This window comes from Streptomyces coffeae (assembly GCF_016741875.1).
GTDB lineage: Bacteria > Actinomycetota > Actinomycetes > Streptomycetales > Streptomycetaceae > Streptomyces > Streptomyces coffeae.
Window position 1 is genome coordinate 115,846 of sequence record NZ_JAERRF010000015.1, and the last position, 27,000, is coordinate 142,845.

Annotated in this window: 22 protein-coding genes and 1 pseudogene; 7 read left to right on the forward strand and 16 right to left on the reverse strand. The window is 71.7% G+C overall.

Annotated elements, in window-relative coordinates; genetic code table 11:
• Positions 1-515 precede the first annotated feature (515 nt).
• Positions 516-1,097, reverse strand: a complete 582-nt coding sequence (locus JK363_RS24620; RefSeq protein ID WP_201877334.1) for a Uma2 family endonuclease — start codon at positions 1,095-1,097, stop codon at positions 516-518.
• Between the two features lie 413 nt (positions 1,098-1,510).
• Here JK363_RS24620 and JK363_RS24625 point away from each other — a divergent pair, with 413 nt between their 5' ends.
• A complete protein-coding gene (locus tag JK363_RS24625) occupies positions 1,511-2,359 on the forward strand; it encodes a helix-turn-helix domain-containing protein (RefSeq protein WP_201877335.1) in 849 nt (282 codons plus the stop codon).
• Positions 2,338-2,550, forward strand: a complete 213-nt coding sequence (locus JK363_RS24630; protein ID WP_201877336.1) for a DUF397 domain-containing protein — start codon at positions 2,338-2,340, stop codon at positions 2,548-2,550. The genes JK363_RS24625 and JK363_RS24630 overlap by 22 nt, the downstream gene beginning before the upstream one ends.
• Positions 2,551-2,565: 15 nt before the next feature.
• Here JK363_RS24630 and JK363_RS24635 read toward each other — a convergent pair whose 3' ends face one another.
• The 5 genes from JK363_RS24635 to JK363_RS24655 all read right to left on the reverse strand — a co-directional run bounded on the left by JK363_RS24635 (position 2,566) and on the right by JK363_RS24655 (position 10,654).
• Positions 2,566-3,756 carry a type III PLP-dependent enzyme gene (locus JK363_RS24635; RefSeq protein WP_201877337.1) on the reverse strand — a complete coding sequence of 397 codons (1,191 nt, stop codon included), beginning with the start codon at positions 3,754-3,756 and terminating at the stop codon, positions 2,566-2,568.
• Positions 3,753-5,483: an IucA/IucC family protein gene (locus tag JK363_RS24640; protein WP_201877338.1), complete on the reverse strand. Its 1,731-nt coding sequence runs from the start codon at positions 5,481-5,483 to the stop codon at positions 3,753-3,755. Before JK363_RS24640 ends, JK363_RS24635 begins: the two co-directional genes overlap by 4 nt.
• A gap of 101 nt (positions 5,484-5,584) precedes the next feature.
• Positions 5,585-7,534 (reverse strand): IucA/IucC family protein, encoded by a 1,950-nt coding sequence (locus JK363_RS24645; protein ID WP_201877339.1) that lies wholly within the window; start codon positions 7,532-7,534, stop codon positions 5,585-5,587.
• Complete coding sequence (locus tag JK363_RS24650; RefSeq protein ID WP_201877341.1) at positions 7,531-8,820, reverse strand: ATP-grasp domain-containing protein; 1,290 nt, start codon at positions 8,818-8,820, stop codon at positions 7,531-7,533. The genes JK363_RS24645 and JK363_RS24650 overlap by 4 nt, the downstream gene beginning before the upstream one ends.
• Positions 8,821-8,896: 76 nt before the next feature.
• Positions 8,897-10,654 (reverse strand): carboxyl transferase domain-containing protein, encoded by a 1,758-nt coding sequence (locus JK363_RS24655; RefSeq protein ID WP_201877343.1) that lies wholly within the window; start codon positions 10,652-10,654, stop codon positions 8,897-8,899.
• Between the two features lie 267 nt (positions 10,655-10,921).
• Here JK363_RS24655 and JK363_RS24660 point away from each other — a divergent pair, with 267 nt between their 5' ends.
• Positions 10,922-11,962: a lytic polysaccharide monooxygenase auxiliary activity family 9 protein gene (locus JK363_RS24660; protein ID WP_201877345.1), complete on the forward strand. Its 1,041-nt coding sequence runs from the start codon at positions 10,922-10,924 to the stop codon at positions 11,960-11,962.
• A gap of 205 nt (positions 11,963-12,167) precedes the next feature.
• On the opposite strand, the gene JK363_RS24665 is transcribed toward JK363_RS24660, so the two are convergent.
• Entirely contained in the window at positions 12,168-12,650 is a 483-nt protein-coding gene (locus JK363_RS24665; protein WP_201877346.1) for a MarR family winged helix-turn-helix transcriptional regulator, read from the reverse strand.
• Positions 12,651-12,765: 115 nt separating this feature from the next.
• Here JK363_RS24665 and JK363_RS24670 point away from each other — a divergent pair, with 115 nt between their 5' ends.
• A complete protein-coding gene (locus JK363_RS24670; protein ID WP_307821853.1) occupies positions 12,766-13,182 on the forward strand; it encodes an organic hydroperoxide resistance protein in 417 nt (138 codons plus the stop codon).
• 47 nt (positions 13,183-13,229) lie between these two features.
• On the opposite strand, the gene JK363_RS24675 is transcribed toward JK363_RS24670, so the two are convergent.
• Positions 13,230-13,649: a MarR family winged helix-turn-helix transcriptional regulator gene (locus JK363_RS24675; protein ID WP_201877348.1), complete on the reverse strand. Its 420-nt coding sequence runs from the start codon at positions 13,647-13,649 to the stop codon at positions 13,230-13,232.
• A 71-nt stretch (positions 13,650-13,720) separates the two neighbouring features.
• Between JK363_RS24675 and JK363_RS24680 the strand changes: the two genes are divergently transcribed.
• Positions 13,721-14,194 carry a MarR family winged helix-turn-helix transcriptional regulator gene (locus tag JK363_RS24680; protein WP_201877349.1) on the forward strand — a complete coding sequence of 158 codons (474 nt, stop codon included), beginning with the start codon at positions 13,721-13,723 and terminating at the stop codon, positions 14,192-14,194.
• A gap of 33 nt (positions 14,195-14,227) precedes the next feature.
• Here JK363_RS24680 and JK363_RS24685 read toward each other — a convergent pair whose 3' ends face one another.
• The 3 genes from JK363_RS24685 to JK363_RS24695 all read right to left on the reverse strand — a co-directional run bounded on the left by JK363_RS24685 (position 14,228) and on the right by JK363_RS24695 (position 20,109).
• A complete protein-coding gene (locus JK363_RS24685) occupies positions 14,228-15,166 on the reverse strand; it encodes an esterase/lipase family protein (protein ID WP_201877350.1) in 939 nt (312 codons plus the stop codon).
• Between the two features lie 150 nt (positions 15,167-15,316).
• Positions 15,317-16,570: a DNA polymerase Y family protein gene (locus tag JK363_RS24690; protein WP_307821854.1), complete on the reverse strand. Its 1,254-nt coding sequence runs from the start codon at positions 16,568-16,570 to the stop codon at positions 15,317-15,319.
• A complete protein-coding gene (locus tag JK363_RS24695; RefSeq protein ID WP_201877351.1) occupies positions 16,567-20,109 on the reverse strand; it encodes a DNA polymerase III subunit alpha in 3,543 nt (1,180 codons plus the stop codon). The genes JK363_RS24690 and JK363_RS24695 overlap by 4 nt, the downstream gene beginning before the upstream one ends.
• 190 nt (positions 20,110-20,299) lie before the next feature.
• Between JK363_RS24695 and JK363_RS24700 the strand changes: the two genes are divergently transcribed.
• Both JK363_RS24700 and JK363_RS24705 read left to right on the forward strand, forming a co-directional pair.
• Positions 20,300-20,785, forward strand: coding sequence for a PPOX class F420-dependent oxidoreductase (locus tag JK363_RS24700; RefSeq protein WP_201877353.1), 486 nt, complete (start codon positions 20,300-20,302; stop codon positions 20,783-20,785).
• A gap of 431 nt (positions 20,786-21,216) precedes the next feature.
• Positions 21,217-21,660 (forward strand): subtilase-type protease inhibitor, encoded by a 444-nt coding sequence (locus tag JK363_RS24705; protein WP_201877355.1) that lies wholly within the window; start codon positions 21,217-21,219, stop codon positions 21,658-21,660.
• Positions 21,661-21,828: 168 nt separating this feature from the next.
• Here JK363_RS24705 and JK363_RS24710 read toward each other — a convergent pair whose 3' ends face one another.
• The 5 genes and pseudogenes from JK363_RS24710 to JK363_RS24725 form a co-directional block, all read right to left on the reverse strand.
• Positions 21,829-22,902: a S1 family peptidase gene (locus tag JK363_RS24710; RefSeq protein WP_201877357.1), complete on the reverse strand. Its 1,074-nt coding sequence runs from the start codon at positions 22,900-22,902 to the stop codon at positions 21,829-21,831.
• A 340-nt stretch (positions 22,903-23,242) separates the two neighbouring features.
• On the reverse strand, positions 23,243-24,166 hold the full coding sequence (locus JK363_RS24715) for a slipin family protein (protein WP_201877359.1): 924 nt from the start codon (positions 24,164-24,166) through the stop codon (positions 23,243-23,245).
• 235 nt (positions 24,167-24,401) lie between these two features.
• Positions 24,402-25,307, reverse strand: coding sequence for a S1 family peptidase (locus JK363_RS24720; protein ID WP_201877361.1), 906 nt, complete (start codon positions 25,305-25,307; stop codon positions 24,402-24,404).
• Between the two features lie 324 nt (positions 25,308-25,631).
• Positions 25,632-25,961, reverse strand: a pseudogene (locus JK363_RS42695) (F420-dependent methylene-tetrahydromethanopterin reductase); the annotation flags it as partial.
• A gap of 161 nt (positions 25,962-26,122) precedes the next feature.
• The gene (locus tag JK363_RS24725) at positions 26,123-26,980 is read right to left on the reverse strand and encodes an oxidoreductase (RefSeq protein WP_201877363.1); all 858 of its coding nucleotides are present in this window, start codon (positions 26,978-26,980) and stop codon (positions 26,123-26,125) included.
• Positions 26,981-27,000 lie beyond the last annotated feature (20 nt).

The following is a 27,000-nucleotide window of genomic DNA, read 5'->3' on the forward strand; positions in this document are numbered from 1 at the left end:
CCGCTTCCGGCACCGGCGGCCCCCGCACCGGCGGCACACGCGGTACGGCACCGACGGCCGGCAACAGGGGCTGGGAAAGCGGCCCCTTGGCCCCGTCGGCCTGCCCCAGCGCCGGCTCGTCAACACCGGTGCACTGCTGGGGCTCGTGATGCCGACTGTCGCATGAATCCGACCACGCCATGACCTGCCTCGTGGCCTCGTGCGGCCCGGTGGGCGAAGCCATGCCCGCGGCCGTGAGGGTGGTGTCGGTCCGCCAGGAGGCGCCGGCCAGTGAGCCGTGGGAGCAGCCCACGACATGCATCAATGCGACGAGCACCAGAGCGAGCCATGGCCCCCGCGCCACAGCCCGTCGTGTCCTCGACACCGCACTGATCATCACCAACACAAAGTAAACCAAGGCTACGTAAAGTTCTTGTCAGCCCCCCGCTTCGGGCACCGGACCACCCTTACGCCGGAGGGGTCTCGGCCAGTGTCAGGCGCCGTACTGCTCAACCGGCTGAGCGAGGCCCCGGGCCTCAGCGCACCCAGCCCTTGAGCGGTTCGGTGTCGAGGGTGACCCCGACCGGGGCGGGCAGCGTGACCGTCTTGCCGAACGGCACGGTCTTGGTGCTCTCGTACCGGACGCCGTCGGGCTCGCTGAAGACTGTCACCTCGCCAGCCTCCCGGTCGATCAGCAGATAGACCGGGATGCCGGTCTCGGCGTAGGCGCGGGGCTTCTCCACGCGGTCGCGGCGGTCTGTGTCCCAGGCGTAGGAGGTGACCTCCACGACCATGAGCACGGCTTCGGCATCGACCCACTCACCCTGGCCGACAAACGCGTCGCTGTGGGCGAGGGTCCCGTCCGGGCGGGCGTGGCCATTGCGGTGCGTCTCCACCTTCAGCCCCTGGTCGTGCAACCACAGGTCGGGATTGGCCTGGATGCAGATCCGCGCCAGCCACTGAATGATCCGGCCGTGGTCACCATCCGGCACCGGCGTTACCCCGATCTTTCCGTTGATGAACTCCCACCGCACCCCCTCCGCCACGCGGGCCGCGAGCCGCGCGTACTCCTCGAACTCCTCCGGCAGCATCTGCGGACGGTCGTGGGTCGCGGCCATAACCGGGGCCTCCCTCGGGTGTGCAGGCGCTTTACAACGTAGCTGGTACCGGCTGTCCGGGCAGGTCACGCCGGGGCTGACCGCGCCGGTCACCGGGACCACCGGTCCGCACCGTCGCGGTGGCGAGGGCACCGGCACGGCGGGAACTGACTGGACTGCAACGGCGCGAGCTTGTCCTCAGCCATGACAATCACTCGGCCCAGCTCCTGCGTGACGGTTGCGCCGTCCGGGGATACGCGGTAGACGCGCATCGTCATGCGTGGACGGACCGGTTCCGCATCCTTGCCCTGGAACACGTCGAGCTGCCTCCCTGATCAATTACGTTGAGTGCACACAGCGTTGCGTTCTGGCACGTAGGCTGAAAAGAGGCGACCCGTCCCAGCCAAGATCGCGGGACGAGAGGGGATGGACCGATGACGTTCCAGCCACGCGAACTCTTTCCGGACCGTTCGGCCCGTGACCTCTTCGGCGCGGAGATCCGGCGTCACCGCGAGAAGGCGGACATGTCGTTACGACGGCTGTCCGAGGTGCTGAACTACAGCAAGTCGCATCTGGCGCGGATCGAGGCGGCGGAGTCGCTGCCGTACGACGACCTTCCGGCGAAGCTGGACGCGTGCTTCGGAACGGACGGGATGTTCGCCCGGATCTACGCGCTGGCGAAGAACGAGCCGTATCCGTCAAAGCTGCGCCGGATGGTGGAGGTTGAGCGGCGTGCCGTGGCCGTTGAGGAGTACGCCTGCGCGACGATTCCCGGTCTGCTCCAGACCCCCGAACTCGCGAAGGAGTCGCTGCGCATTGGCAATCGGTTCGCCCCGGACGCCGAAATCGAGGAGTGGACGAACGTCCGCATCGACCGACAGACGCGGCTGAATGAGTCTCGACCGCCGCACTGCTGGTTCATCGTGGACGAGGCGGCATTGCGCCGCGCGGCGGGTGGACCTGAGGTGATGCGCCGCCAGATGGCGTCCCTCCTTGAGCACGGGACACAGCCATACGTAACCATTCAGGTTCTGCCCTTCCGCGCGGGACAGCACGTGGAGGCGGGCAGTTCGCTGATTCTCTTCACGCTGCCGGACGCGCTGACACTGGCCTACGAAGAAGGCAGCCGTTTCGGGACGATCATCGAGGACCAGGAGCAGGTCGCAGTGCGCCGAAAGAACTACGATCTGCTCAGGGCCATGGCCCTCTCGCCCCGGGACTCCGAGGCGATGATCCGAGCCGTGATGGAGGACTGGACCTCATGGGAACCGCCCCAGATCTGAGAACCGCTTCGTGGCATAAGAGCAGCTACAGCAGCAACGGGGGCGGCGCTTGCGTCGAGGTCGCCGACAACCTCCCCGGAGTCGTCCCCGTCCGCGACTCGAAACGGCCCGACGGCCCGGCCCTCGTCTTCTCCAGGGACGCCTGGTCGGCCTTCATATCCGGCGTCGCAACGCACCGCCTCCCCGGATGACGAGGGCCTGACCGCTCAACCACCCAGGTAGTGGAAGCCCGGATGCGGGTGCATCAGGAAGTCATGGTGCGAGATGTTCCAGGCGTAGGCACCGGCGAGGGCGAAGGCGATCCGGTCGCCCACCCGTAGGGCGTCCACCGGCACCCGCCGGGCCAGGACGTCCTTCGGGGTGCACAGTTGGCCGACCACCGTAATCTTCTCCCCCGTCACGGCGGGGCGCGGCCACGGGCGGTCCCAGTGGTCGGCGGGCAGCACCCGGAAGGGCTGGTCGTGCTGTTTTGTGGCCGGGGTGCGCAGGTGGTGGGTGCCGCCGCGCAGCACCGCGAACGCCTCGCCGCCGCTGTGCTTGAGGTCCAGCACCTCGGTGACGTACCAGCCGCAGTAGACCGTCAGTGATCGGCCCGGTTCGATCCGCAGGGTGAGTCCGGGGTGGCGGCGGGACACTTCGGACAGGCCCGCCCCGTACGCGGCCCAGTCGAAGCGCTCCTCGGGGCGGGTGTAGTCGACGCCCATGCCGCCGCCGACGTTCACCTCGGTGAGCCCCAGGGCGTGCCGGTCGGACAGCTCCTGTGCCCAGGCGGCGATCCGTCCGGCCACACTCACCTGAGCCTGGGCGTCGAGTCCGCTGGCGAGATGGGCGTGGATCCCGCGCAGCCGCAGCGGGCCGCCGTCCGCCGTGAAGTGGCCGAGACAGCGCTCGACCTGGTCCGGGTCGAGACCGAACGGGCTGGGACGCCCGCCCATGGCGAGCGCCGCGCCACCCAACTCCCCCTCACCCAGCGGAAGGTTGACGCGGAGCAGCACCTCGGCCGTGAGACCCCCGGCCCCGGCGATCTCGCCCAGCAGCCGCAGTTCGTGCTCGCTCTCGACGTGGAAACGCTCCACACCCAGCTTCAGCGCGCGCCGCAGTTCGGTTTCGGTCTTGCCCGGCCCGCCGAAGGCCAGCGGCCGTCCGGGCACGGCGTCGCGGACATGTTCCAGTTCACCGCCGGAGGCGACTTCGTAGCCGGTGACGTACGGGGCCAGGGCCGCCAGAACGCGCGGCGCGGGGTTGGCCTTGGCCGCGTAGTACAGCTCGACGGCGGGCGGCAGGGCCTCGCGTACGGCCCGCGCATGGGCGGCGAGCGCGGTCAGGTCGTAGACGTAGGCGGGCAGGTCGTCGCCGCTGAGGGCGGTGGCGCGGTCGGTGACGGATGGGGTGATCATCGGCTGCTCCCGGGAGAGATGACGTGGGCCGCCTCGGACAGCAGGGCGGAGGCGAGCGGACTGGCGATGCGGACGTAGCCCGCCTCGCGGTCGGCCTTCCGGGCCCAGCGGGTGAGGAGGTTGGCCTTGGCGGGCAGCGGCACGCCCGCGACGAGGGCGCGCAGCGGGGGCGGATCGTCATGGGCGGCGGAGCGTTCGCACAGCACCTGCCGGACCGCCGACCACAGGGCGGGTTCCAGCCGCGGATGCCGGTCGGCGAGGGCGGCGACCATCTCGGCGACATGGTTGACCAGCAGGCAGTACACCACCCGGTCCCAGCCGCGCTCGCGCTCGTACGTCATGGGGCGGGCGACGGCGACGGGCAGCGCGGCGAGAGCCGCCGCGTGGTGGTCGGGCAGCAGCTTGGTGCCCTCCAGGTCGCGGAAGAGCACCTGTCGCGGGGTGCCGGAGGCGTCGACGCCGATGACCACGTTCTGGAGGTGGGGCTCCAGGACCACGCCGTGGTCGAAGTAGGCGGCCAGCACGGGCGGGACGAGCAGTCCGAGATACGCCTCCCACCAGGCCAGCGCATGATCGGGCCCGGCCCCGGCGAGCAGCCGGGAGACCTGGGCGCCGCCGGTCGGGTACTCATCGGCGACGGCCGCCGCCAGCAGCCCGGTCAGCCCCGGCCGCAGCCGGGCGGTCAGCCCCTCGCGGACGATCACGCCGAAGCCCTCGGCGAGTTCGCGGTGGCCGAGGTCGAGGGTGCGGTAGCCGGGTTCGCGCAGCAGCTCGCTGCCGGGGAAGCGGACGGCGAGGTCGGCCGCGACCGGCTCCAGCAGCCGGGTCAGCGCGACGGCGCCGGACAGTTCGTAGTCGGCGTTCTTGCGCAGGCAGTTGGTGATCCGCACGTTCAGGCTGAACTTGAGGAAGTCCCTGCCGTCGTAGAGGGTCCGCACCGACGCGGTCGGCGCGAAGTCCTGCCCGCCGGGGCCGAGGTCGAGCACATCACCGCGGCCCAGCGCCGCCCGCAGCGCCCGGTGGTCGCGCAGCATGGCGTACTGCCAGGGGTGGGCGGGCAGCAGCCGGTAGCCGTCGGGCACCGGCCGCTGCCGGTCGAGGGCGGCGAGCGCCCCGGGGGACGCGGACTCCTCGCGGACGAACTCCTCGCGCACGGCGAGGTGGTGCAGAGGGAAGCGGGCCCCGGCCTCGGGGGCGAACAGCGACCAGGAATCGGCGCTGCCGGTGCGGGCCTTGGGGGTGGGGTGGAAGCGGTGGCCGAAGAACAGCGACTGCTCGGAGGCCAGATACGCATCGTCCGCCGGGGCCGGGGCGGTGGCCTTCTCCCGCTCCTCCAGGGCCGCCGTCATCCCCGCGTGGCTGGAGGCGACCTGGTCCAGGAACTCGTCGTTGCGCACCCCGGTACGCAGATGCAGTTCCCGGTGGATGAGCTCGGCGAGGTCGCGCCAGGTGACCTCGGTCCAGGTGCCGTCGCGCCGTTCGCTGACCGGTCCGGTGAACCGGTGTGCCCCGATGAGCGACGTACGGCGCAGTCCGACGCGCAGCAGCACCCCACAGCGCGGCAGCCGCAGCCGCAGCCGGCCATCGGTGACGACGGTCTGGTGCTCCGGACCGGACACCTCGCGGAGCAGGCAGTTGAGGAGCGTGTGGGCGGCCACCTCGTCGGCGGAGGCCACGGCGGTGGTCACAGCGGTGGCGACGGTGGACGGGGAGGAGGGTGAGGGCATCGGGCGGCTCCAGCGGGTGCGGAGGGGGGTGGCGGGAGGCGTGGTAGCGGCGGGGCGGGATACGGACCTGGTGGGTAGACCAGCCGGCGGCTCGGTGGTCGTCATCTGCCGCTCCCCCGCAGCAGGTAGTTGGGCCCGGTGACGTAGTGCTTGTTGATGTCGGCGGCGCCGGTGCGTTCCTTGGGCAGCAGTGTGCCCGCCGTGACCATCGCCTTGACCGGCAGCCGGGGCGCGTCCAGCAGCCGGGCCCGCAGCAGATCGGCCGTCGCACCCGGCCGGGTCCCGGCCATCCGGTCGACGGCCTCGGTGAGCCGGTGGCGCAGCTGCCGCAGCAGGGTGTCGAGCGGCGCCCGGCCGAGCGCGGCCAGCTCGAAGACGAGGGCCGCGGCGCACAGATGGACGGTGATGGTGGTGAACACATCGGTCACCGGCCCGTCCCCCGCGGTCAGGATCCTGCGGTCGTCGAACCCGCACAGATCGGCGGCGGCGCCCCCGCCGATCATCGCCGCGAGACGTATCGCGTGGACCCGCGGACCGTCATGGTCCTTGATCAGCAGTCGTAGGCGGGGGCCCGTCGTGCCGTCCTCCAGCACCAGGGAGGTGTTCTGCTGATGGGACTCCAGCGCGATGCCGTGGGCGAAGAGGGTGGTGTGGAAGTCGAACAGCAGCCGGTAGTAGGTGTCGAGGAGAGCGTGCAGATCGCCGCCGTAGTAGCGGTCGGCGAGCGCGTCCACGACCAGACCGCCGTCCGGTGTCCGGGCGAGCAGCCCGGCCAGCGGCACGATCCGGGCGTGCTCCAGACCGGGCGGATAGCGGCGTACCAGGGCGGCCAACAGCTCGTGCCCGGCGTGCAGATGGGTGGTCTCGTCGGCGAGCAGCACGGTGTCGGTGAACCGCGGCTCCCGTGCGATCACCGCCTCCACCAGCCGCTGGGCCACTTCGCCGTCGATCAGCGTGCCCGGTTTGACGGTCCGCCGGTTGCGCAGCCCCAGGGTGGACGTGGTGAGCGGCAGCTTGAGGTGGACGAGGGGGTCCTGCGCGACGGCTACGGTCCGCATGGAAAGGGTGGGGACGACGTCGAGGTGGGTGCGCTCGGCGAGCCGCGCGGAGCCGTCGAGCCCGGTGTCTTGGAGCGCGTCGGCCAGCGGGCGGCCGACGGTGAGCGGGTGGACGGGGACGGCCAGATGCGTACGGTCCGCGCCGCGCCCCAGCCCGAGTTCAGCGGGCGTGGGCCACCACCCGGGCAGCCGGGAGGGATCCCCGGTGACCGCCTCATGGGGCAGCGCGACCCAGCGCAGCGGGAACGTCGGGTGGAACTCGGGCGCATGGGCGCGTAAGGCGACCTCGCCGAAGCCGGAGCGGACGCGGCCGGTCGGATAGACGGGGTGATCGCGGAAGGCGGCGAGAGTGTCGTAGGCAAGCGACCCGGACATCCCGGCCCAACCGGGGCCGTAACGGGCGGCCAGCCGCTCGACGACGGCCGGGCGGACGCGGTCGTGCAACCGCGCGGTGGCCAGGGCCTGTTGGCACTCGCCGACGAAGGCGTCGTAGCCCGCCCGGTCCTCGGCCGCGACGACCCGCCGCAGCACCCCGAGGACGGCATCGAACCCGGCGATGATCCTGGCGGCGGGGGCGTCGCCGGGGTACGGCCGCACAGCGGCCACCGCGCCGCCGCCGGACAGCGCGGCCCCCGGTCGCAGAGCCCCCCGTCGCGCGGGATCCGACGCCACGGCGGACAGCCGCGCGACCGCGCGCAACATGCCGTCGCCGCCCGCCGCGTCCGGCGGGGAGGCGTACTCCAGCCGTACCGGGCGGCGCGCCCGGATCTCGCACTGGAAGCCGTCCTCCTCCACCGGCAGCAGCACGCACTCGCCGCCCTCCAGCGTGATCCGCAGCCAGTCGCGCCCGTCCGCGCGGCGTACGGTGCGGGCGCGGCTGCGCAGTCCGTACGCGTCCTCGCGGAGCAGGGTGTCGAGCACCCTTCCGAGAAGCTCCTCTTCGGCCCCGCCGGTGCGGGACCCACATCCGTCGGCCGCCCCGGGCTCGCTCATGACGTGATCTCCCATCGGTGGGCCGCCAGGAACTCCGCCACGGCGGCGTCGATCAGCGTCTGGTCGGTGCCGGTCGCGCGCAGGACGCCGAGGAAGTCGCGGTTGGTGCGGTAGAGCGGGTGTTCCTCGCCGATGTCACGCAGGGGACGGTAGTCCAGCCGTACACCGTCGCGCTCGCTCAGGCCCGCCGCCGGGGCGGAGACCAGCCGTCCGGCGCGGTCCGCCAGGATGTATTCCATCCGGGCCCTGCCGTCGGTCCGCGCGCCGAGGTCGTCCGGCAGCGGCTCGCCGAGGTGGGTGCGCAGCACATGCTCGAAGAGCGGGATGCCGAGGAGTTCGGCGAGCATCAGGTCGCACTGGTCGCCGATGGCCCGGTAGTTGACCTCGATCAGCCGGGCCCGGTCGCCCTGCACGACGTATTCGGTGTGGCAGATACCGAAGCCGACACCCAGCGCCCGCAGTTGGTCCAGCACCTGGCCGGTATGCGGCTCGGGCGGCGGGGCGGGCAGCAGCCGCAGCCGTTCCTCGATGAAGTGCGGGGGCGGGGAGAGTTCGGTCCGGAACGCGCCGAGGACATGCAGGGTGCGGCCGTCGCCGAGGGTTTCGAGGGTGCGGAGTTCACCGTCGAGGTACTCCTCGACCACCAGCGCCGCGCCGGGCCGCCGTTCGCGTATGGCGCGGCACTGCGCGACCAGTTCCGCCGCGTCCGCGACGAGTACGACGTCTTCGCTGGCCACGCCCTCGCGCGGTTTGAGGACACAGGGGTAGGGCGCGTCGAGCCCGGTGAGGGCGGACGGGTCCTGTCCGGTGCCGAGTTCGGTGGACCAGACGGTGTCGGCGTCGGCCGCGGCGAGGGCGCGGCGCAGTTCGGCCTTGTTCTTGGTGCGCAGCGTGGCGCGCCAGTCCTTGCCGGGGAGGCCGAAGTAGTCGGCGGCGAGGGCGGCTTGGGCCTGGAGGTGGTCGCTGTTGGTGAAGATCGCCCGGGGCCGCTGTCCGGTGGCGGCGATATGGCTGATGACCTCGCGGAAGTCCCGTATGTCGCAGTGCTCGAGGGCGAGTTCGGGCAGGGGTGCGGTACCGGCCGCCCGGAGGCGCGCGTAGGCCCGTTCATGCGCCTCGGGCTGGTCGGTGAGCAGGGTGACCGCGAGCCCCAGTCTCGCCGCCGCCGGGAGGAATCCCTCGGTGACGGAGTCGGTGGGGTTGACGGCGAGGAGATGGAGCCGGCCGGGCCGCCGGGCAGGGGAGAAGGACGGCCGTGGTGCCGCCTCGGGATCATGCTCGTTCACGGCCCGAGATTAGGTTAGGCATGCCTAAGACTGCCAATTCACCGGGTCGGTCTGCCTGTTTGGTCCTGATTCGCCGTCAACCCGATACCCCGATACGGCGGTGCCGGGCCCGGCGCGCGGCCAGTCGCTCGTCCTGGTCCCGCGCCCGGAGGGCGGCGAGTTCGGCACCGAGGATACGGCCGAGCCGGTCGAGGAAGATCTCCGGGCGCCCCTCTTCGGCGTCGGACTCGTCCACGATCCGGTCGACGATGCCCTGGGCGAACAGATCGGCGGAGCGTACGCCCTGGCGTCCGGCGACCTCGTACGCCCGCTCGGTGGTCCGGTGGAGGATCGCGGAGGCGCCCTCGGGCGGCAACGGTGACAGCCAGGCGTGGCGCGCCGCCACGACCCGGTCGGCGGGCAGCAGCGCGAGCGCGGCGCCCCCCGCGCCCTGGCCGAGCAGCAGACACAGGGTGGGCGCGGGCAGGGTCACCATATCGGCGAGGCAGCGGGCGATCTCCCCGGCGAGCCCGCCCTCCTCGGCGGCGCGGTTGAGCGCCGCGCCCGCGGTGTCGATGACGGTGAGCAGCGGAAGCCCCAGCTCGGCGGCGATCCGCATACCGCGCCGGGCGGTCCGCAGCCCCGCGGGGCCGAGCGGCTGCCCCTCCCCCGGCCCGTCGCCGGTCTCGCCCTCGCGCGCGCTGCGGCGGTTGTGCCCGAGCACCACACAGGGCGTGCCGCCGACGCGCGCGAGGGCGAGCAGCAGCCCGGGATCGTGCTCACCGGCGCCGGTGCCGCTGAGTGGAGTCACGTCCTCGGCGGCGATACGCAGCAGATCCCGCACCCCGGGGCGGTCGGGCCGCCGGGAGGCCCGTATCGACTCCTCGGCGGAGGGCACCGCGCCGGACCCGAGGGCAGGGCCCTCGGGCGCCCCGGCCGTTGACTGCGGCCCGGACCCGGGCGTCGCCTCCGGCCCGGCGGACCGGGATCCTTCGGGCCCGGAACCCTTGGGCACGGGCCGAGCACCAACAGGCCCCGCCCCGGGCGCGGCGCCCGTCCCGCCCGCCGACGCGGAGCCCGCCGCCCGCCCGGCGCCCTCGGGGGCGGGGTCTCCGCACAGGACGCGCAGAACCTGCGCCGCCACCCCCGCCAGGCGGCTGGCGGGGAGCACGGCGTCGATCAGGCCGTGGTGCATCAGATGCTCGGCGACCTGGACGCCGGGCGGGAATTCCTCGCCGTAGAGCGCCTCGTGCACGCGCGGCCCCATGAAGCCGATGAGGGCGCCCGGCTCGGCGGCGGTGACATGGCCCAGGGAGCCCCAGGACGCGAGGACGCCGCCCGTCGTGGGGTGGCGCAGATGGACGAGGTAGGGCAGGCCCGCGGCTTTGTGGTCGGTTATCGCCGCCGCCACCTTCACCATTTGCAGGAACGCGACCGTGCCCTCCTGCATCCGGGTCCCGCCGGAGGCGGGGGCGGCGAGCAGCGGAAGCCGCTCCGCGGTGGCCCGCTCCACCGCCCGGACCAGGCGTTCTCCGGCGGCGACGCCGATCGACCCGGCGAGGAAGCGGAACTCGCACGCCACGAAGGCCACCCGGCGCCCGTCGAGCCGCCCCTCCCCCGTGATCACCGACTCGTCGAGCCCGGTGCGCTCACGCGCTCGTTCCAGGTCGGCACGGTAGACGGGGTCCTCGGTGATGATCTCGACCGGTTCGTCCCATGACCGCCAGGTGCCCGGCTCGAGGACGGCCTCGACCAGTTCCACGGCGGACCTGCGCGACACCGGCGTGGAGGAGGACGGAGCCGGCGTCCGTCCGGGACCAGCGGCGTCGTTCGTACGGGAGTTCGTTCCGGTCATGTCGTCACCATCCCACGGACCCGGCTCTCCGCAATCACTCCATCATTCTCGGCATGCGCAGGCTCGCGCGCTCGGGATCAGCCGGGCGGGCCGACCACTCGGGGCAGACAGCGGACGGTCACACTCCGTTCTCATCGGGCGTCATTCTCAGCTCAGCCTGAGCTGCTCCTTAACGCCGCCATAAGTGCGGCGAACGGCCTGGTGGGCGTGGTTAGCGTGCTGCACGTCGCCCCCCGACACCCCCATCGGCAAAAGGAGTTCCCCACCATGACCGCTCGTCGCCAGGCCGCACGGATCGCCGCGCTCGGTGTGGTGCCGCTCGCCCTCACCACGCTGAGCGCGGCCCCGGCCACCGCCCACGGTTCGATGCAGGACCCGGTCAGCCGGGTGTCGGCCTGTTACGCCGAGGGACCGGAGAACCCGAGATCGGCGGCCTGCAAGGCGGCGGTGGCGGCCATGGGCACCCAGCCGCTGTACGACTGGAACGAGGTCAACATCGCCGACGCCGCCGGGAAGAGCAAACAGATCATCCCGGACGGAAAGCTGTGCAGCGCGGGCCGCGAGAAGTACAAGGGCCTGGATCTGCCGCGCGCCGAGTGGCCCGCCACGGCGATGAAGGCCGGGACCCACACCTTCACCTACCGGGCCACCGCCCCGCACAAGGGCAGCTTCGAGCTGTACATCACCAAGGACGGCTACAACCCCACCAAGCGGCTGACCTGGTCCGACCTCGAGGCGAAGCCGTTCGCGAAGGTCACCGACCCGACGCTGAAGAACGGGAGTTACGTCTTCACGGGCACGGTGCCGAAGAAGTCCGGCCGCCATCTGATCTACAGCATCTGGCAGCGCTCGGACAGCCCGGAGGCGTTCTACACCTGCTCGGACGTGACCTTCGGCGGTGCGGCCGGGGCCGCCGGCGCCCCGAAGGAGTCGTCGGCCCCGGCCGCGCCGGCCCCGAAGGCGTCCGCGCCGAGCGACGCACAGATCGCCGAGGGCGCCGAGAAGTCGACCGTCGATCACCATGGACACGGCGACCACAAGCCGAAGGCGGCGGACGCCAAGCACACCCAGCACGGCCGGAAGGCCGCCGAGCACACCAAGAGGCCCGAGACCGGCAGCAACGTCGAGGCGAAGAACGCCAAGGCGCCCACCGCCATCAACAACAGCGGTGACCACCTCGCCCAGACCGGTGGGGACGACAACACCACGACCCTCGCCATCGGCGGTGCCGCGGTCCTCGCGGCCGGGGCGGCGGTGCTGTTCACCGTGAACGGCCGCCGCAGGGCGGCGCGGCGCGGCCGCGGCTGACGCGGGCCGCAGGCCGGGTCACAGACCGGAGCCGGCTCCGGGGGTTAATAGACCGCCCCCTCGGAGCCGACTCCTCCAGGTCCGTCCCCGCAAGGCGGGCGGACCGGAGCCGGCTCCGAGGGGTTGCCGACCACACCCCTCGGAGCCGGCTCCGCCATGTCGTACCCGAGTCCGTACCCGACGCCCGTACGCGCCCGGCCGGCGCTCAGGCGCCCTCGTCCCCCTCCGCCTCCTCGGCGGCCAGCGCCGCGTCGAGCGCGGCCGTCAGCCGCTGGAGCCGCGTCCGCAGATCCACCACCTCGTCGATGTCGAGTCCGCTGGCCTCGCCGATCTTCAGCGGGATGTCCTGCGCCTTCTCCCGTAGCGCCTCCCCCTCCGCCGTCAGCCGCACCGTCACCGAGCGCTCGTCCTGGGCGCTGCGCTCGCGCTGGACGAGACCGGCCGTCTGCATGCGCTTGAGCAGCGGCGAGAGGGTGCCGGAGTCCAGCCGCAGATACTCCCCCAGCTTCTTGACCGGCATCTCCCCGTGCTCCCACAGCACCAGCATCGCCAGGTACTGGGGATAAGTCAGCTCCGTCTCGCGCAGTATCCGGCGGTAGACGCCGCCGAAGGCGCGCGAGGCGGCGTGCAGGGTGAAGCAGAGCTGGAGATCGAGCCGGAGGAGATCGGGGCGGGGCTGGTGTGACATGCCTCCAGCGTACCCTTTAGTTGTGCACAACTTAATCGTGTGCTGTACTTCCTCTCGGACGGAGGCGGGCGCACCGAGCGCCCACCCCGCACCGGACTCGAAAGGGATGGTCTCCATGGATGCGCTCTACACCGCGGTCGCCACGGCCAATGGACGCGACGGCCGCGCCGTGAGCTCCGACGGCCAGATCGACTTGGCGCTGGCCATGCCGCCCGTGCTCGGCGGCAGCGGCAAGGGCACCAACCCCGAGCAGCTGTTCGCCGCGGGCTACGCCGCCTGCTTCGCCAGCGCGCTCGGTCTCGTCGGCCGCCAGGCCGAGATCGACACCAAGGACATCTCGGTGACCGCCGAGGTCGGTATCGGCAAGGACGAGGCCGACGGCGGCTTCGGCCTCAAGGTGACGCTGCGCGTGGAGCTGCCCGCGGAGCTGGAGGGCGAGAAGGGCCGCGGTCTGGTCGAGCAGGCCCACCAGGTGTGCCCGTACTCGAAGGCGACCAGGGGCAACATCGCGGTCGAGCTGATCGCCGAATAAGCCGAACAGGCGGGACACGCCCGCACCGCGGCGACCGGCAACGGCGGCTATGCGGCGGGGGAAGCGGATTCGAGGTTCGCGGCCATACGGCTCAGCACCCGTACGGTCTCGGCGTACTGCTCGGCCGTCACCCCGTCCATCAGCCGCCGCCGGGTGTCGCCGACCCGCCCCGCCACCTCGGCCTGCCCCTCGGCGCCGAGGGGGGTGAGCACACACCGCACACCCTCCGCCTCGACCCAACCCCGCTCGCGGAGCGAGGCCAGGACCTCGTCGAGGGTGATCGCGCCCTCGCCCCAGAAGGGGAGCAGGGCGACAGAGAGCTCATCGGCCCGGCACGGGCCCGCCGTGAGCGAGTTCAGCACCTGCCAGTGGCGCCGGGTCAGCCCACTCCCCGCGAGGGTGCGCTCGAAGTCCGCACTGATCAGCGCGTCCAGGTGCTTGAGCCAGTATCCGATCGGTCTGTCCATGACTCCGCCTTCCCCCGTCATGATGCATGTAAAATAGCAACTAGTTGTTAGTGATTATGCATCGGGGAGCGATGGACAACAACGGCGCACGGCACCTCGACGCCATCGAGCGGGCGATGGTCGCCATCCGGCGGAGTCAGAGCAGACGGTCCCTGGCGCGCCTCGCCGACGGCAAGGGCAGTAAGGGCGGGGGCGGGGACGCGGCTTTCGATGTTCTCGACGCCATCGAGGCGGCGGAGCAGAGCGGGACCCCCGCGACCGTCTCGGACATCGCCGCCGCCCTGGCCGTCGACCAGCCCCGGGCGAGCAAGCTCGTCGCCGGGGCGGTCGACGCCGGGTTGGTACGGCGGGAGGCGGACCAGGCCGACGGGCGGCGCACCCTGCTCGTCAGAACCGAGGCAGGGCGCGCACTGACCGAGGAGGTCCGCCGCTTCCGGCGCTCCGTGTTCGCGGAGGCGATGGAGGAGTGGCCGGAGGCGGACCGGGCGGCGTTCGCACGACTGCTGACCAACTTTGTGGACGCCCTCGGGAGACGTACCCGCTAGCCGCGTGAGCCGCCAACCGCTTTCTGTCAAGGGTCAGTCGTCCGACTCACAGGTCGTCGGAGTGGCGTGTTCTGGATCGAGGGCGTTGACGGCTTCGTGGAAGGCGAGGCCGTCGGTCAGCCCGATCGCGAGGTGCTCGGATATGTCGGTCCGGCACAGGTCCTGGAGCACCACGTTCTTGACGTCGGGGCCGGACAGGAACGCCGTGCTGTACGGCGTGGCGACCTCGTCGTACTTGGTCGCGATGACCGTGTAGTGCACCCCGGGGACGGTGTCGCCGCCCTCGTTGAGGCGCTTGATGAAGTCCGAGCCGGCGACCTGGTCCATCAGCCCCGGCGCGGCCTTGGCGATCAGGTCACCGGCCCCCGGGAAGTAGTCGAGCAGCTTGGTCAGTCCGGACAGGGTGGTGCCGTGGTTGGTCGGGGCGAGGCCGACCAGGGCGTTCACCTTCGGCGCCCCGCCGAGGAACTTGAGGTAGTAGCGGGGCATCATGCCGCCCTGCGAATGGCCGACCATGTCGACCTTCTGGGCACCGGTGGCGGCGAGTACCCGGTCGACATAGGCGGACAGCTGCTCGGCGGACTTGTCGATCCGGTTGAGGCCGTGGAAGAAGGGCACGAGCGGCAACTGCCCGTAGTCGAGGGAGAAGACGCAGTACCCGCGCTTGACCAGGTTCGGGGCGAAGCCCAGCCAGTTGTCGATGGAGTTGCCCAGGGTGCCGTGCACCAGCACCACGGGGCGGGGATGTTGGGCCGACGGCTTGCAGGAGTAGTTGTTCCAGCCGCTGCTGACCGAGGCGTCCGCGCTCGCCGCCTCGGCCGCGGTGGGTACGGCCGTCATCGCGACCGTCAGCGCCAGGGCGGGCAGCAATCCGCGGGACGTGCGGGCTGACCTGCGGGCCTTCGGGGACTTCTGGGACCTGTGCGGCTTTTGGGACCTGCTGAAGCCAGGGATATGCCTCCAGGGCAGCATCACATGAACTCCTCGCTGTGGGGGAGAGAGGGTTGCACTGACGGCGCGCCCTGCGATCCGGATCACACGTGGTGGTGCGCTGAGAAGAAATTACGCGTGAGTAGCAAAGGCATCCAGCCATTGGCCGGTGAAGGAACGTCTACGCACTTTTCACGCGACGTCCAGGAATCCGGCGGGCCGTGCCGCGGACGGACCGAAGCGGGCACGCGCCCGGTCGGCCGCCGCCTCCAGCCGACGGGACTTCTCGTCCGCGGGGTCGAACGTCAGCTGGTGCGCGGCGAGTTCGGCGTCCCTCAGCCCCTCCAGCCGCAGCGCTACGGACCGCACCCGGGCCCGTTGCAGCCCGAGCGCGTCGTGCAGCGCGTACGCGGCGGCGGTCAGCAGCGGGGTGTGGGCGGTCGGCTCGGCCAGGGTGCGGGAGCGGGTGGTCGTGGAGCGGTCGGCGTACCGGACGGTGAGCACGAGCACGGCCGCGGTCTGCCCGCTCGTCCGCAGTCGGACGCCGAGCCCGTCGGCGAGCGTGAGCAGCGCCCGGCGCCGCCGGACGGGGTCCAACTCGTCGTGGCGGAAGCGGTGTTCGGCGCCCATGGCGCGGGTGGGGGCGTTCGGGGTGACGGGCGCCGGGTCGATACCGCGGGCCCAGGCGTGCACCGTGCGCGCGGTCGCCGCGCCGAGGATCCGCTGAAGGGTGCCCAGCGGCGCGTCGGCGATCCGCGCGGCGCTGTCGAGCCCGTACGCACACAGGGTGCGCGCGGTGGCCGGCCCCACGCCGGGCAGGGCGGTGGGCGGCTTGCGGGCGAGGAACGCCGCGACGGCGCCGGGTTCGTCGGGCACGGTACGAACGGCGCCGGGGGTGTCCGGCGAGGCGTCCTGGGCGGCCATCCGGGCCAGCATGGGGTTGGCGGCGACCCCGACGGTGCAGTCGACGCCGTACCGGGCCAGCGCCCGGACCCGTACGATCCCGGCAAGACCGGCGGCGTCCCGCCCGAAGTACCGCAGCGCGCCGCGGACATCGGCGAACGCGGCATCGGGCGGCAGTGCCTCGACGACGGGCGTCAGCTCCCCGAGCAACGCCAGCAGCCCCTGGTAGACGTCCTCCCCCAGCGCCCCGCTCCCCGTTCCCCGCTGGAACCGCACATACAGCACATGCGGCTTCCCGCCGAGGGATTCGACCGCCCCCGCCAGCGGGGCACACGACGACCCGGCACCGGCCTGGGAATCCGCGGGCGCGGACGGCCCGGACCCGGCGGATCCGCCCGCCGAGGGCGGGGCGCCGCCCGACGGCCCGCCCCCCGGCGGGGGTGCGGCGGGCCCCGCCGCAGGTGCGGCGGGTGCGGGCGGGGGCACCGGGCGGGGGCCGCGGGTGGCGTCGGTACGGGGCTCATGGGCCCGGTCGGGGGTCATCCCGCGCTCCCCGGGCTGGCGTGCCACAGTTTGCGGCCGGTGGCGGACTGGTCGCCCGCGGGCTCGAGGTCGGCCCACGGGTGCATGGCGTAGCCGGTGGACATCTGGATGCGACGGCCGGAGTCGGCCCCGGCCGGTTCGCGCGTATCGTCCGGGCCCGCCGAGAGTTCGGCGGCGACCGCCTCCAGGCCGCCTTCGCGGCGGAGCCGGGCCAGTTCGGCGAGGTTCCAGACGGCCGAGCCGACAACGCTGAGGCTGCGCGGGCCGCGCCGCTGGACCACCCCGCGTACCAGCAGCAGCCACGAGTGGAAGACGGTGTGCGCGCACGCGGCGTGGCTGTCGTCGAAGAACGCGCAGTCGACCAGGCCGGTGCCGTCGTCGAGGGTGGTGAAGATGACCCGGCGGCCGGAGCGGATCGGCGGGGTCTGGGTGGCGGCCTTGGCCCCGGCGACGAGCACGGTCTCGCCGTGCCGGGCGTCCCGCAGCCGCTTGGCGGACATCGCGCCCAGCTCCTCCAGGAAGTCCCGGTGGTCGCTCATGAGATGGCGGGAGACGTCCATACCGAGGATGCCCAGTTCGGCGCCGAGGCGTTCGTCCGCGTCGAGGTCGGGGAGTCCGGCGGGGGCGGCGGGGGCGGCCTCGGTCAGCGGGAGCTGGCCCGCGCCGCTGTGCCGGGCGGCGCCCCGCTGCTGCCGGTGCAGTTCGGCGATCTGCAACAGCAGGTCGCGGCGGCTCGTACCGAACGCGTCCAACGCGCCGACCTGGGCCAGCCGTTCGGCCACCGGACGTCCGGGGTGGGCGCGCAGCCACAGGTCCTGGAGCGAGGAGTACGGCTGTCCGGCCGCGATCCGCCCGGTCTCCGCCTCGCTGATGCCGTGGACGTCGGAGAGGGCCAGCCGGACCCCGATACCCGGGCCGTCATCCGACGAGCCATCACCCGACGCGCCGCCACCGGACATCAGTTCGATTCGATAGGCGGCCCCCGAGCGGTTCACATCCAGCGGAAGGATCGGCACCCCGCGCCGCCGCGCGTCCGCCAGCAGCAGCCGCTTGGGGTACATCCCGGGGTCGTGGGTGAGCAGCCCGGCGTAGAAGGCGGCCGGGTGGTGCGCCTTGAGCCAGGCGGACTGGTAGGTCGGCACCGCGAAGGCGACGGCGTGCGCCTTGCAGAAGCCGTACGAGCCGAACGCCTCGACGATCTCCCAGGTGTGCGCCAGCACCTCCGCCGGGTAGCCGCGCTTCGACGCCTCCGCCCGGAACCAGGCGCGTACCCGCCCCTGCCGTTCGGGGTCGGACAGCGCACGCCGCGCCTCGTCGGCGAGGTCCCGTTCACAACCGGTCATGATCGAAAGGATCTTGATGATCTGTTCATGGAAGACCACCACGCCATAGGTCTCGCGCAGCGCCTCCTCCAGGTCCGGATGCGGATAGCGCGGCGGCTTGCGGCCGTGCCGGGCGTCGATGAAGGGGCGCACCATGTCGGCGGCGACCGGGCCGGGCCGGAAGAGTGAGATGTCGACCACGAGGTCGTGGAAGGAGGTGGGCTGGAGCCGTCCGAGGAGATCACGCTGTCCCGGGGACTCGATCTGGAAGCAGCCGAGCGTCTCGGTGGAGCGGATCAGATCGTAGGTGGCCGGGTCGCCGGGGCGGACCTGCGCCGGGTCGTCGAGGTCCAGCGTGCGCCCGGTGACCCGTTCGATCTCGGCCACCGCATACGCCATCGCGGACTGCATCCGCACCCCGAGCACATCGAGTTTGAGCAGCCCCAGCTCCTCGACGTCGTCCTTGTCGAACTGGGACATCGGGAAACCCTCGCCACTGGTCGGCACGATGGGCGTACGGGCCGGCAGCCCAGCGTCCGAGAGCAGCACCCCGCAGGGGTGCATGGCGAGACCACGCGGCAGCGCGTCCAGCGCCTCGACCAGCTCCCAGAACTTGCCGAAACGTTCCTGCTCGGCGGTCGCCTCTCGTAGCGCTCGCAGTTCGGGCAGTTCGGCCAGGGCCGCGCGGGCGTCGCGGGCGCGGATGTGCGGGAAGGACTTGGCGAGCCGGTCCACCTCGTCCGGGTCCATGCCGAGCGCCGCGCCCACGTCCCGTACGGCATGGCGCACCCGGTAGGTCTCGGGCATCGCGACGGTCGCGACCCGCTCCGCCCCGAAGCGGTCGAAGATGGCGCGGTAGACCTCGAGGCGGCGCGCGGACTCCACATCGATGTCGATATCGGGCAGCGCGGCCCGCCGCACCGACAGGAACCGCTCCATCAGCAGCCCGTTGGCCACCGGATCGGCGTGGGCGATACCGAGCAGATGGTTGACGAACGAGCCCGCGCCGGAGCCGCGGGCGGCCACCCGGACCCCGAGCGCGCGGGTGTCGTCGACGACCTGGGCGACGGTGAGGAAGTACGAGGCGAAGCCGAGCCGTTCGATGGTGCGCAGCTCGTCCTCCAGCCGCTCCCAGCGCACCCGGTCGCGGTCGTAGCCCCGCAGCACCATGGCGGCGGCGCAGCGCGACCGCAGCACCCGCTCGGCGCTGCGCCGTCCGGCGCCGACCAGCCGCGGTTCGGGGAAGTGGACACTGCCGAGGCCGATGTGGCCCTCGGGGTCGACCAGGCACTCGGCGGCGGTGCGCCGGGTCTCCTCCAGCAGCCGGTACGCGGCGTCCCGCCGCATCCCCGCCGCCTCCGCGATCCGTTCGGCGATCCCCGCCATGTCCTGCGGGCCCTTGAGCCAGCGCTCACCGCTGTCGAGCGAGCCGGGGTGGCTTGTATCGATCGGGACCAGCCGGCGGGCGGCGTCCAGGACATCGGCGACCGGGCCCTCCCCCGGGTCGGCATAGCGCACGGCGTTGCTGAGCACGGCCCGTACGCCCTGGTCGGCGGCGAAGCCGACGGTACGGGCGGCCAGCCGCAGCGAGCCGGGGCCGGTGCCGGTGCGGCCGTGCCACACGGCCTCCAGGCGCAGGGCGTCACCGAGGAGTTCACGCCAGGGGGCGATCAGCCGGGCGGCCCGGTCGGGGCGTCCGGCGGCCAGGGCCCGGCCGATATCGGAGTCGGGGCCGAGCAGCACGGTCAGCGCGGAGAGCGCTCCGCCACCGCCGCCGACCAGGTCCTGCCAGTGCAGCAGGGGCGGTCCGCCGCCATGGGTACGGGCGGAGCCGGGGTGGTCGAGCTCGGCGTGGGCTGCGGAGACCAGCCCGCACAGCGCGGCCCATCCGGCCGCGCCGTCCCGGGCGAGGAAGACCACGCGTGGCGCGGATTCATCGATGAACGCCCCACCGCGCACCGGAGTGCGCCGCCGGACCGTACGCCCCGGCTCCGGGGGTTCCGCCCGGACGGCCAGATCCACCCCGAAGAGCGGTCGCACTCCCGCGGCCTCACTCGCGCGGGCGAACCGCACCGCTCCGGCGAGGCTGTCGCGATCGGTCAGCGCGATCGCGTCCATGCCGCGCTCGGCGGCGCGCTCCGCCAGCCGCTCCGGATGCGCGGCCCCGTACCGCATGGAGAATCCGGACGCGGTGTGCAGATGCGTGAAGCCTGGCATCCGCACCTCCCGCTGCTCACACCCCCTGACCGACCCTGTTCGTCCCACGCCCCACCATAACCCCATTCTCGAACAAGCGTGCGAGTCAGTTGGGCCGTCCTTCCATATACACCATAAGCACGCAAAACGCCCTGACATTCCGCGTGTCGCACCGCAAAGACCGGTCGTTCGCCACCTACGCTCGACCCTTATGACCGAGCACCCCGGGGACTCCGCCACACCCTCCCAGGACGCCCTGCTCGGGCTGTTGCGGGAGCAGCGCACCGGTGCACTGGTCACCCTCAAGCGCGACGGACGGCCCCAGCTGTCGAATGTCGCCTTCACCTACGACCCGGCCGCCCGGCTGATCCGCATCTCGGTCACCGACGACCGCGCCAAGACCCGCAATCTGCGCCGCGATCCGCGCGCCAGCTTCTATGTCACCAGCGAGGACCGCTTCTCCTATCTGGTGGCCGAGGGCGACGCCGAACTGACCCCGGTGACCACCGACCCCCATGACGCCACCGCCGACGAGCTGGTCGAGGTCTACCGCGCCGTCCAGGGTGAGCATCCGGACTGGGAGGAGTTCCGCGCCGCGATGGTGGCCGACCGGCGGCTGGTGGTGCGACTGCGGGCCGGCCGGGCCTACGGCTGGGGGCGGCAGAGCGGCCCCCTGAGCCGCGACTTGGACAGCTGACCGCGCGCTGTACACCACCGCTCCGGGCTTCGAGGGCTCTTTGAGCACCCGCCCGCCGGTCGCCTTGCGCTGGCAGGATCTCGTCCACGCGCCCTTCGGACCCCATGCCCGGGGCAGATGACGGACGGATCATCACCCGCTGTCCCATATGGACGACCCTGATCACATACGAGTGCTCTGAACATGCTGTTTCCTGAACCAGCGGACACTCCGGACACCTCCGCGCCGGGCGCACTCCCACCGGTTCGCCCCACCTGCCGCGCATCCGCTCGCTACGCGGCGTTCCGCGGAGCGACACCTCCCGCACGCGACAATAAGCCACCGAATGACTACGTATAGCGACCGGAAGTGTTCGATCGACATGCGTTCCTGGTGCGCACGGCGTAGAACTCCGTCCGGTATCTGAAACCACGAGCAAGGGAGTGTTCGAAATGCGGAAGACCACAGGGGCGATCGGTCTGGGGGCCGCCGTGGCTCTGAGCGCCGCGCTGGGGATCGGTGCGAGCGGCACGGCGAACGCCGCGCCCGCACAGCCCGACAGCCTGTACCCGGCCTCTGCGTTGGTCCTCACCGTCGGCTACGGCGCGGACGCGGCCACGGCCGACGTACAGCGGGCGGTGACGCTCAGCTGTCAGCCCACCCCCTCCGGTACCCACCCGGCGCCCGCCAAGGCATGCCGCGAACTGCGCGCCGTCGACGGTGCGTTCAACTCGCTGACGCTGGCGGCGGAGCCCGGCCGGGTCTGCACCAAGGAATGGCGGCCGGTGACCGTCACCGCCGAGGGGATCTGGGACGGCCGCCGGGTCTCGTACGAGCACACCTTCGGGAACAACTGCGAGAAGAACGCCGTCACCACCCAGGTCTTCGGGTTCTGACGGCGAACGACCGAGCAGCGCAGCACCGCACGATGCACCACCACCGCACCACGCACCACCGCACCACGCACCACCGAACGCAGGGCAAGGGGAGGCCCCCCGGACACCGTCCACGGGTGTCCGGGGGGCCTCTGCCTTGGGTGCGGACCAGGGGAGCTGGGGGCGGGATCAGCCGATCGAGGCGCCGTACGCGTCCAGCGCCTCCGGAACCGGCTGGAAGAAGGTCTCGCCGCCGCCGGAGCAGTTACCGCTGCCGCCCGAGGTCAGCCCCAGCGCGGTGTCACCCGCGAAGAGCGCACCGCCGCTGTCGCCCGGCTCGGCGCAGACGTTGGTCTGGATGAGCCCCTCGACCGTGCCCTCCTGGTAGTTGACGGTCGCGTTGAGGCCGGTGACCTCGCCGTCGTGCACCTGGGTGGTGCTGCCGCTGCGCTGCACCTTCTGCCCGACCGTGGCGTCGCCCGCCTTGGCGATGGCCTGGGTGCTGCCGTTGTAGAGGTCCACCGCGCTCGGGTGCTCGATCTCCTTGGTGTACTTGACCAGGCCGTAGTCATTGCCGGGGAAGGAACTTCCCTCGTTGGCCCCGATCTCCTCGCCGCCCTGCGAGTCCGACCAGCTCTTGATCGCCTCGGTGCAGTGCCCGGCGGTCAGGAAGTACGGCTTGCCGTCCTTGACCACGTTGAAGCCGAGCGAGCAGCGTCCGCCGTCGCCCCAGATGGCGTCACCGCCGGCGATGAAGGTCGAGAACGTGCCCTTCGAGCGCTTGACCTCGACCTTGCCACCGAGACCGTCGGTGACCTCGGTCAACTTGGCCAGCGCCCCGCCCTTGACGCTGCGGTCCGCGGTGACGACGACCTTGTTGCTTCTGGGGTCCACCGACCACGCGGTACCGGGAATGGCGGCCTTGTCCTTGAGCGTCGTCCGCGCCGAGTTCAGCTGGGCCAGGGTGTACGTGACCACCTTGGCCTCGGCCCCGGCCGCGCGGACCTTGTCCGCGGCAGCGTCGTTCACCACGTTGACCACGAGTTTCTTGGCCTCGGTGTCGTAGTAGCTGCCCGCGGAGTCGGCGCCCAGCGAGGAGACGAGGCTGTGCGCGAGCGTGCCCGCGGCCTTCACCGACAGGGGGTCCGGCTGGTCAGTGGGGGCGGCGTTGGCGCTCTGAAAGGTGAGTCCCGCGGCGACCAGAGCCGCTATGCCGGCTCCGGCGATGGCGACACGACGCTTGGGTATGCGGCGGTGCTTCAACTCAGAACCTCCAGTGGGGGGTTGGGCCCGTTCGGCAGTGGGGTGCCGGACCCGGAGGGCGTGGTGGCAGGGGGGCGTCTGCCCTATCAGGGCGCGTCCATGCCAATTCGCCGCCGAGTATTCCCAGGGGTTCCGGGGCCGCACAAGGGCGTGTTCACGTCACATCTGTGAAATTCACGAAACGGTCCCGTGTACGGGCACGACGAAGCCCGCGCACCGACGAAGGTGCGCGGGCAGGACCCTATGGGTTCCGATCACCGTCCGCGGGTCATGAGCCGGGAACGGGCCGGGCGCGGGCCGGGGATCGCGGCCGTGGGTCAGCGCTCCGTCAGCGCTCCGTTCAGCGCTCCACGGTCCGCCGCGGCTCCGGCTCGCGTTCGGTGAGGGTGGGTACCGGCCGCGCCGACCGGCCCTCCCTGCCGGAGGCGGCGGAAGCGGCGGCCGGGATGGCCTCCCGCTCGGCGGCGCCCTCCCGCTTCTCTTCCGTCCGGCCCGCCTCCAGGGGCTGCGGCCCCTTCTCCAGGAAGCGCAGCAGCTCCACCGGGATGGGCAGCACCAGTGTGGAGTTCTTCTCCGCGGCCACCGCCATCACCGTCTGGAGCAGCCGCAGCTGGAGCGCGGACGGGGTGTCGGCCATCTGAGCGGCCGCCTCGGCCAGCTTCTTGGACGCTTGCAGCTCCGCGTCCGCGTTGATGACCCGGGCGCGGCGCTCCCGGTCGGCCTCCGCCTGGCGGGCCATCGACCGCTTCATGGTCTCCGGCAGCGAGACGTCCTTGATCTCGACACGGTCGATATGGACGCCCCAGCCCACCGCCGGGCTGTCGATCATGAGCTCAAGGCCCTGGTTGAGCTTCTCCCGGTTGGAGAGCAGATCGTCCAGATCGCTCTTGCCGATGATCGAGCGCAGCGAGGTCTGGGCCATCTGGGAGACGGCGAAGCGGTAGTCCTCCACCGCGATGATCGCCTCGGCCGGGTCCACGACCTTGAAGTAGACGACCGCATCGACCCGGACCGTCACATTGTCGCGTGTGATGCCCTCCTGCGCGGGCACGGGCATCGTCACGATCTGCATGTTCACCTTGTGGAGCCGGTCGAAGGCGGGGGCGATCATGGTGAACCCCGGCCCCCGGATGTCCGACCGCAGCCTCCCGAGCCGGAAGACCACCCCCCGCTCGTACTGCTTGACCACACGGGCCGCCGCCAGGGCGCAGATCGCGCCCAGGCAGGCCACTACCACGATCACTGTCACCAGCGCATCGATCATCACGGCCACCTGCCGTCCGTATCACGATCAATGCCCCATCTGGGGTATTGATGTCCACGATAGTCCGGCTCGACGACCGGGGGGAGCCCCCGGCCCGGCACTCCGGGCGGGGGCTCCTTCGCCGTATGCCGACGGCCGGTGGGGGCGGGCCGATGGCATGCCGATGACGGCGAGGGTGAACGGACCGGTGTGGGTGAACGGACCGGTGAGGGCCGTCACCCCGGGGGTCGGGAGATCAGTAGACGTTGACCCGGTAGGCGTTCAGCGCTTCGACGACCGGCTGGAAGAACGTGGTCCCGCCGGTGGAGCAGTTGCCGCTGCCGCCGGAGGTGAGGCCGAGGGCGGTGGACCCGGAGTAGAGGGGGCCGCCGCTGTCGCCGGGCTCGGCGCAGACGGTGGTCTGGATCATGCCGTAGACGATGTCGCCGCCCCCGTAGTTGACGGTGGCGTTCAGCGCGGTGACCCGGCCGCTGTGGGTGCCGGTGGTGCTGCCGCGGCGGGTGACCGTCTGGCCCACGGTGGGGTTGGCGGCCCGGGTGATGTCCTGGCCGCCGACGGTGCCGGATGGGCTGACCGAACCGCTGTACCGGACCAGACCGTAGTCATTGACCGGGAAGCTGGAGCCGGCCGTGGGGCCGATGGTGGTGGTGTGGCTGGAGTTGGACCACCAGGTGCCCGCGCCGTCGGTGCAGTGGCCCGCGGTGACGAAGTAGTTGGCTCCGCTGCTGTTGCGGACGTTGAAGCCGAGGGAGCAGCGCCAGCCGCTCGCGTAGATGGCGTCGCCGCCGGAGATCAGCTTGTTGAACGTGCCGGGGGTGCGCTTGACCTTGATCGCGTCGGCGCTTGCACCGGCGCCGTCCTTGATCTTGGCGATCTCGCTCGAGGAGACGGTGCTGTCGGCGGTGACCACAAGGGCATTGGTCGCCTTGTCGACATACCAGGCGGTGCCCGCGACATCGGCCTCGAGAACGGCGTTGCTCGCCGCCTTGGCCTCTGACGCGCTGAAGGTGGTGGCCCGGTCGCTTCCCGCGTAGGCGGCGGGGGCGGCGAGCGCCGTTCCGGCCACCAGCGCGGAGGTGGCGGCGATCAGGGCCGTGCGTCTCGCCTGGGTGCCGTGGGGGGCAGTGCGCTTGATCCTCAACTCTTCCTCCGAGGGAATCGGGGGTCCGCTTGGGTGGGCAGGCCCGTGAGGCGCAGTCAACGATCACATCGAACTCGGATTCCGACGTGTTCCTGACAAGCGCTTCCCGAAGTATTCGGGCCATTACCCTCAGCGCGCAAGAGGACAATCCGGAACAGTCAGCGTGTGCCCGGCACATGGCCCCGGCGACTTCCGGCCGCCGGGGCGGTGCGCCCATCCCCTGGGTATCCATGAGGACGCAGCTACGGACGCTCAGGTTCCATCGGTTTCCATCGGTCCGTCCGATACCTGTCCGCTCCGGTGCGGAACCCGTCGCGGAACCTCTCAGCTCTCCCTTGCCGGATGGCGAAACCCCAGGTAGTCGCGGAGGGTGCGGCCGGTATACGCGGTGCGGAACACCCCGCGCTCCTGGAGCGGCGGGACCACCCGGTCCACGGAGTCGTCGAGTCCGCCGGGGTCGGATGCGATACGAGGATGAAGCCGTCGGCGGCCTCGCCCCGTACAAAAGCGGCCATCTCGGCGGCGACCGCCTCCGGGGTGCCGATGAACGACTGCCGCCCGGTCGCCTCGATGACGGTCCGCCGGATGGAGAGCCCTTTCTTCTCCGACAGCGCCCGCCACTTGGGCGGCCACCGCGAGCGGATCGGCATGCCGCGCCCCCACCGTGATGGCTCCACGGCGCGGGCGCCCGCAGCCGGTGCTCGGTCTTGTGGCCCCAGGCCGCCTTCTTCAACCGGTGTCGCTCGGTGGCGGTCGGGGATATCGGGCGGGCGGCCGCAACAGGCATGGCAGGCAAGCCGATCAGGAGAAGTGGATCAGCAGCCGCCCCGTTGGCCTCGCAGGTCGGACAGGTCCTCGTCACTGAGACTGAGATCGTTCGCCGCGAGGTTCTCCTCCAGATGATCGAGAGAACCGGTGCCCGGAATAGCCAGCACCGACGGCGAGGTCGCCAGCAGCGAGGCGATCGCGACCTGCGCGGTGGTCGCGCCCAGGCGTGCTGCGACCTTGCCGAGCCGTTCGGCGTCGAGCGGGCCGCCGCCACCGCCGAGCGGGAAGTACGGCACGTACGCGGTGCCCGCTTCCTCGCATTCCGCTAGCAACTCCGTGTCACCGGTGTGCCGGTTCTGCACCGCCGCGACGGGCGCGATCGCCCGGGCCTCGGCGAACTGGGCGGCGTCGACGTTACTGACGCCCAGGTGCCGGATCAGCCCCTCCGCGCGGAGCTCGGCGAGCACCGCGAACCGTTCGGCGATCGACTCGCCGCCCGGTCCGGTCATCCCGCCGACCCGCAGATAGACCAGATCCAGCCGGGCCAGCGCGAGGGAGCGCAGATCCGCCTCGACCAGGCCGCGCAGCTGATCAGGTGTCGCCTGCTCGCTCGGCACACCGTTTGGTCCGGGCAGCGGCCCGACCTTCGTCGCGATCACCAGGTCGTCACAGTAGGGAGCCAATGCCGTACGGATCAGCTCGTTGGCCCGAACCGCTCCCCTGCCGTAGAAGCCAGCCGTGTCGATGTGGTTCACGCCCAGCTCCATAGCCCGCCGGAGCACCGCGATGCCGCTCTGCGGGGCTCGCGGCGGGCCGTCGAAGGTGCCCATCGCCAGGCGCATTGCGCCGAAGCCGAGCCGGTTGATGGTCAGGTCTGCGCCGAGGGAGAAAGTCTTGATCATCATGACGCTCATGGTGTCCGTCG

Excerpts from the sequence above, each read along its gene's own strand:
- JK363_RS24630 (WP_201877336.1), top strand. The coding sequence starts at position 2,338 with ATGGGAACCGCCCCAGATCTGAGAACCGCTTCGTGGCATAAGAGCAGC.
- JK363_RS24680 (WP_201877349.1), top strand. The coding sequence starts at position 13,721 with ATGGACAACAACGGCGCACGGCACCTCGACGCCATCGAGCGGGCGATG.
- JK363_RS24705 (WP_201877355.1), top strand. The coding sequence starts at position 21,217 with ATGCGGAAGACCACAGGGGCGATCGGTCTGGGGGCCGCCGTGGCTCTG.
- JK363_RS24640 (WP_201877338.1), bottom strand. The coding sequence starts at position 5,483 with ATGCCCTCACCCTCCTCCCCGTCCACCGTCGCCACCGCTGTGACCACC.
- JK363_RS24700 (WP_201877353.1), top strand. The coding sequence starts at position 20,300 with ATGACCGAGCACCCCGGGGACTCCGCCACACCCTCCCAGGACGCCCTG.
- JK363_RS24690 (WP_307821854.1), bottom strand. The coding sequence starts at position 16,570 with ATGACCCCCGACCGGGCCCATGAGCCCCGTACCGACGCCACCCGCGGC.
- JK363_RS24695 (WP_201877351.1), bottom strand. The coding sequence starts at position 20,109 with ATGCCAGGCTTCACGCATCTGCACACCGCGTCCGGATTCTCCATGCGG.
- JK363_RS24725 (WP_201877363.1), bottom strand. The coding sequence starts at position 26,980 with ATGATGATCAAGACTTTCTCCCTCGGCGCAGACCTGACCATCAACCGG.
- JK363_RS24655 (WP_201877343.1), bottom strand. The coding sequence starts at position 10,654 with ATGACCGGAACGAACTCCCGTACGAACGACGCCGCTGGTCCCGGACGG.
- JK363_RS24670 (WP_307821853.1), top strand. The coding sequence starts at position 12,766 with ATGGATGCGCTCTACACCGCGGTCGCCACGGCCAATGGACGCGACGGC.
- JK363_RS24675 (WP_201877348.1), bottom strand. The coding sequence starts at position 13,649 with ATGGACAGACCGATCGGATACTGGCTCAAGCACCTGGACGCGCTGATC.
- JK363_RS24665 (WP_201877346.1), bottom strand. The coding sequence starts at position 12,650 with ATGTCACACCAGCCCCGCCCCGATCTCCTCCGGCTCGATCTCCAGCTC.
- JK363_RS24660 (WP_201877345.1), top strand. The coding sequence starts at position 10,922 with ATGACCGCTCGTCGCCAGGCCGCACGGATCGCCGCGCTCGGTGTGGTG.
- JK363_RS24620 (WP_201877334.1), bottom strand. The coding sequence starts at position 1,097 with ATGGCCGCGACCCACGACCGTCCGCAGATGCTGCCGGAGGAGTTCGAG.
- JK363_RS24645 (WP_201877339.1), bottom strand. The coding sequence starts at position 7,534 with ATGAGCGAGCCCGGGGCGGCCGACGGATGTGGGTCCCGCACCGGCGGG.
- JK363_RS24715 (WP_201877359.1), bottom strand. The coding sequence starts at position 24,166 with ATGATCGATGCGCTGGTGACAGTGATCGTGGTAGTGGCCTGCCTGGGC.
- JK363_RS24685 (WP_201877350.1), bottom strand. The coding sequence starts at position 15,166 with ATGCTGCCCTGGAGGCATATCCCTGGCTTCAGCAGGTCCCAAAAGCCG.
- JK363_RS24625 (WP_201877335.1), top strand. The coding sequence starts at position 1,511 with ATGACGTTCCAGCCACGCGAACTCTTTCCGGACCGTTCGGCCCGTGAC.
- JK363_RS24635 (WP_201877337.1), bottom strand. The coding sequence starts at position 3,756 with ATGATCACCCCATCCGTCACCGACCGCGCCACCGCCCTCAGCGGCGAC.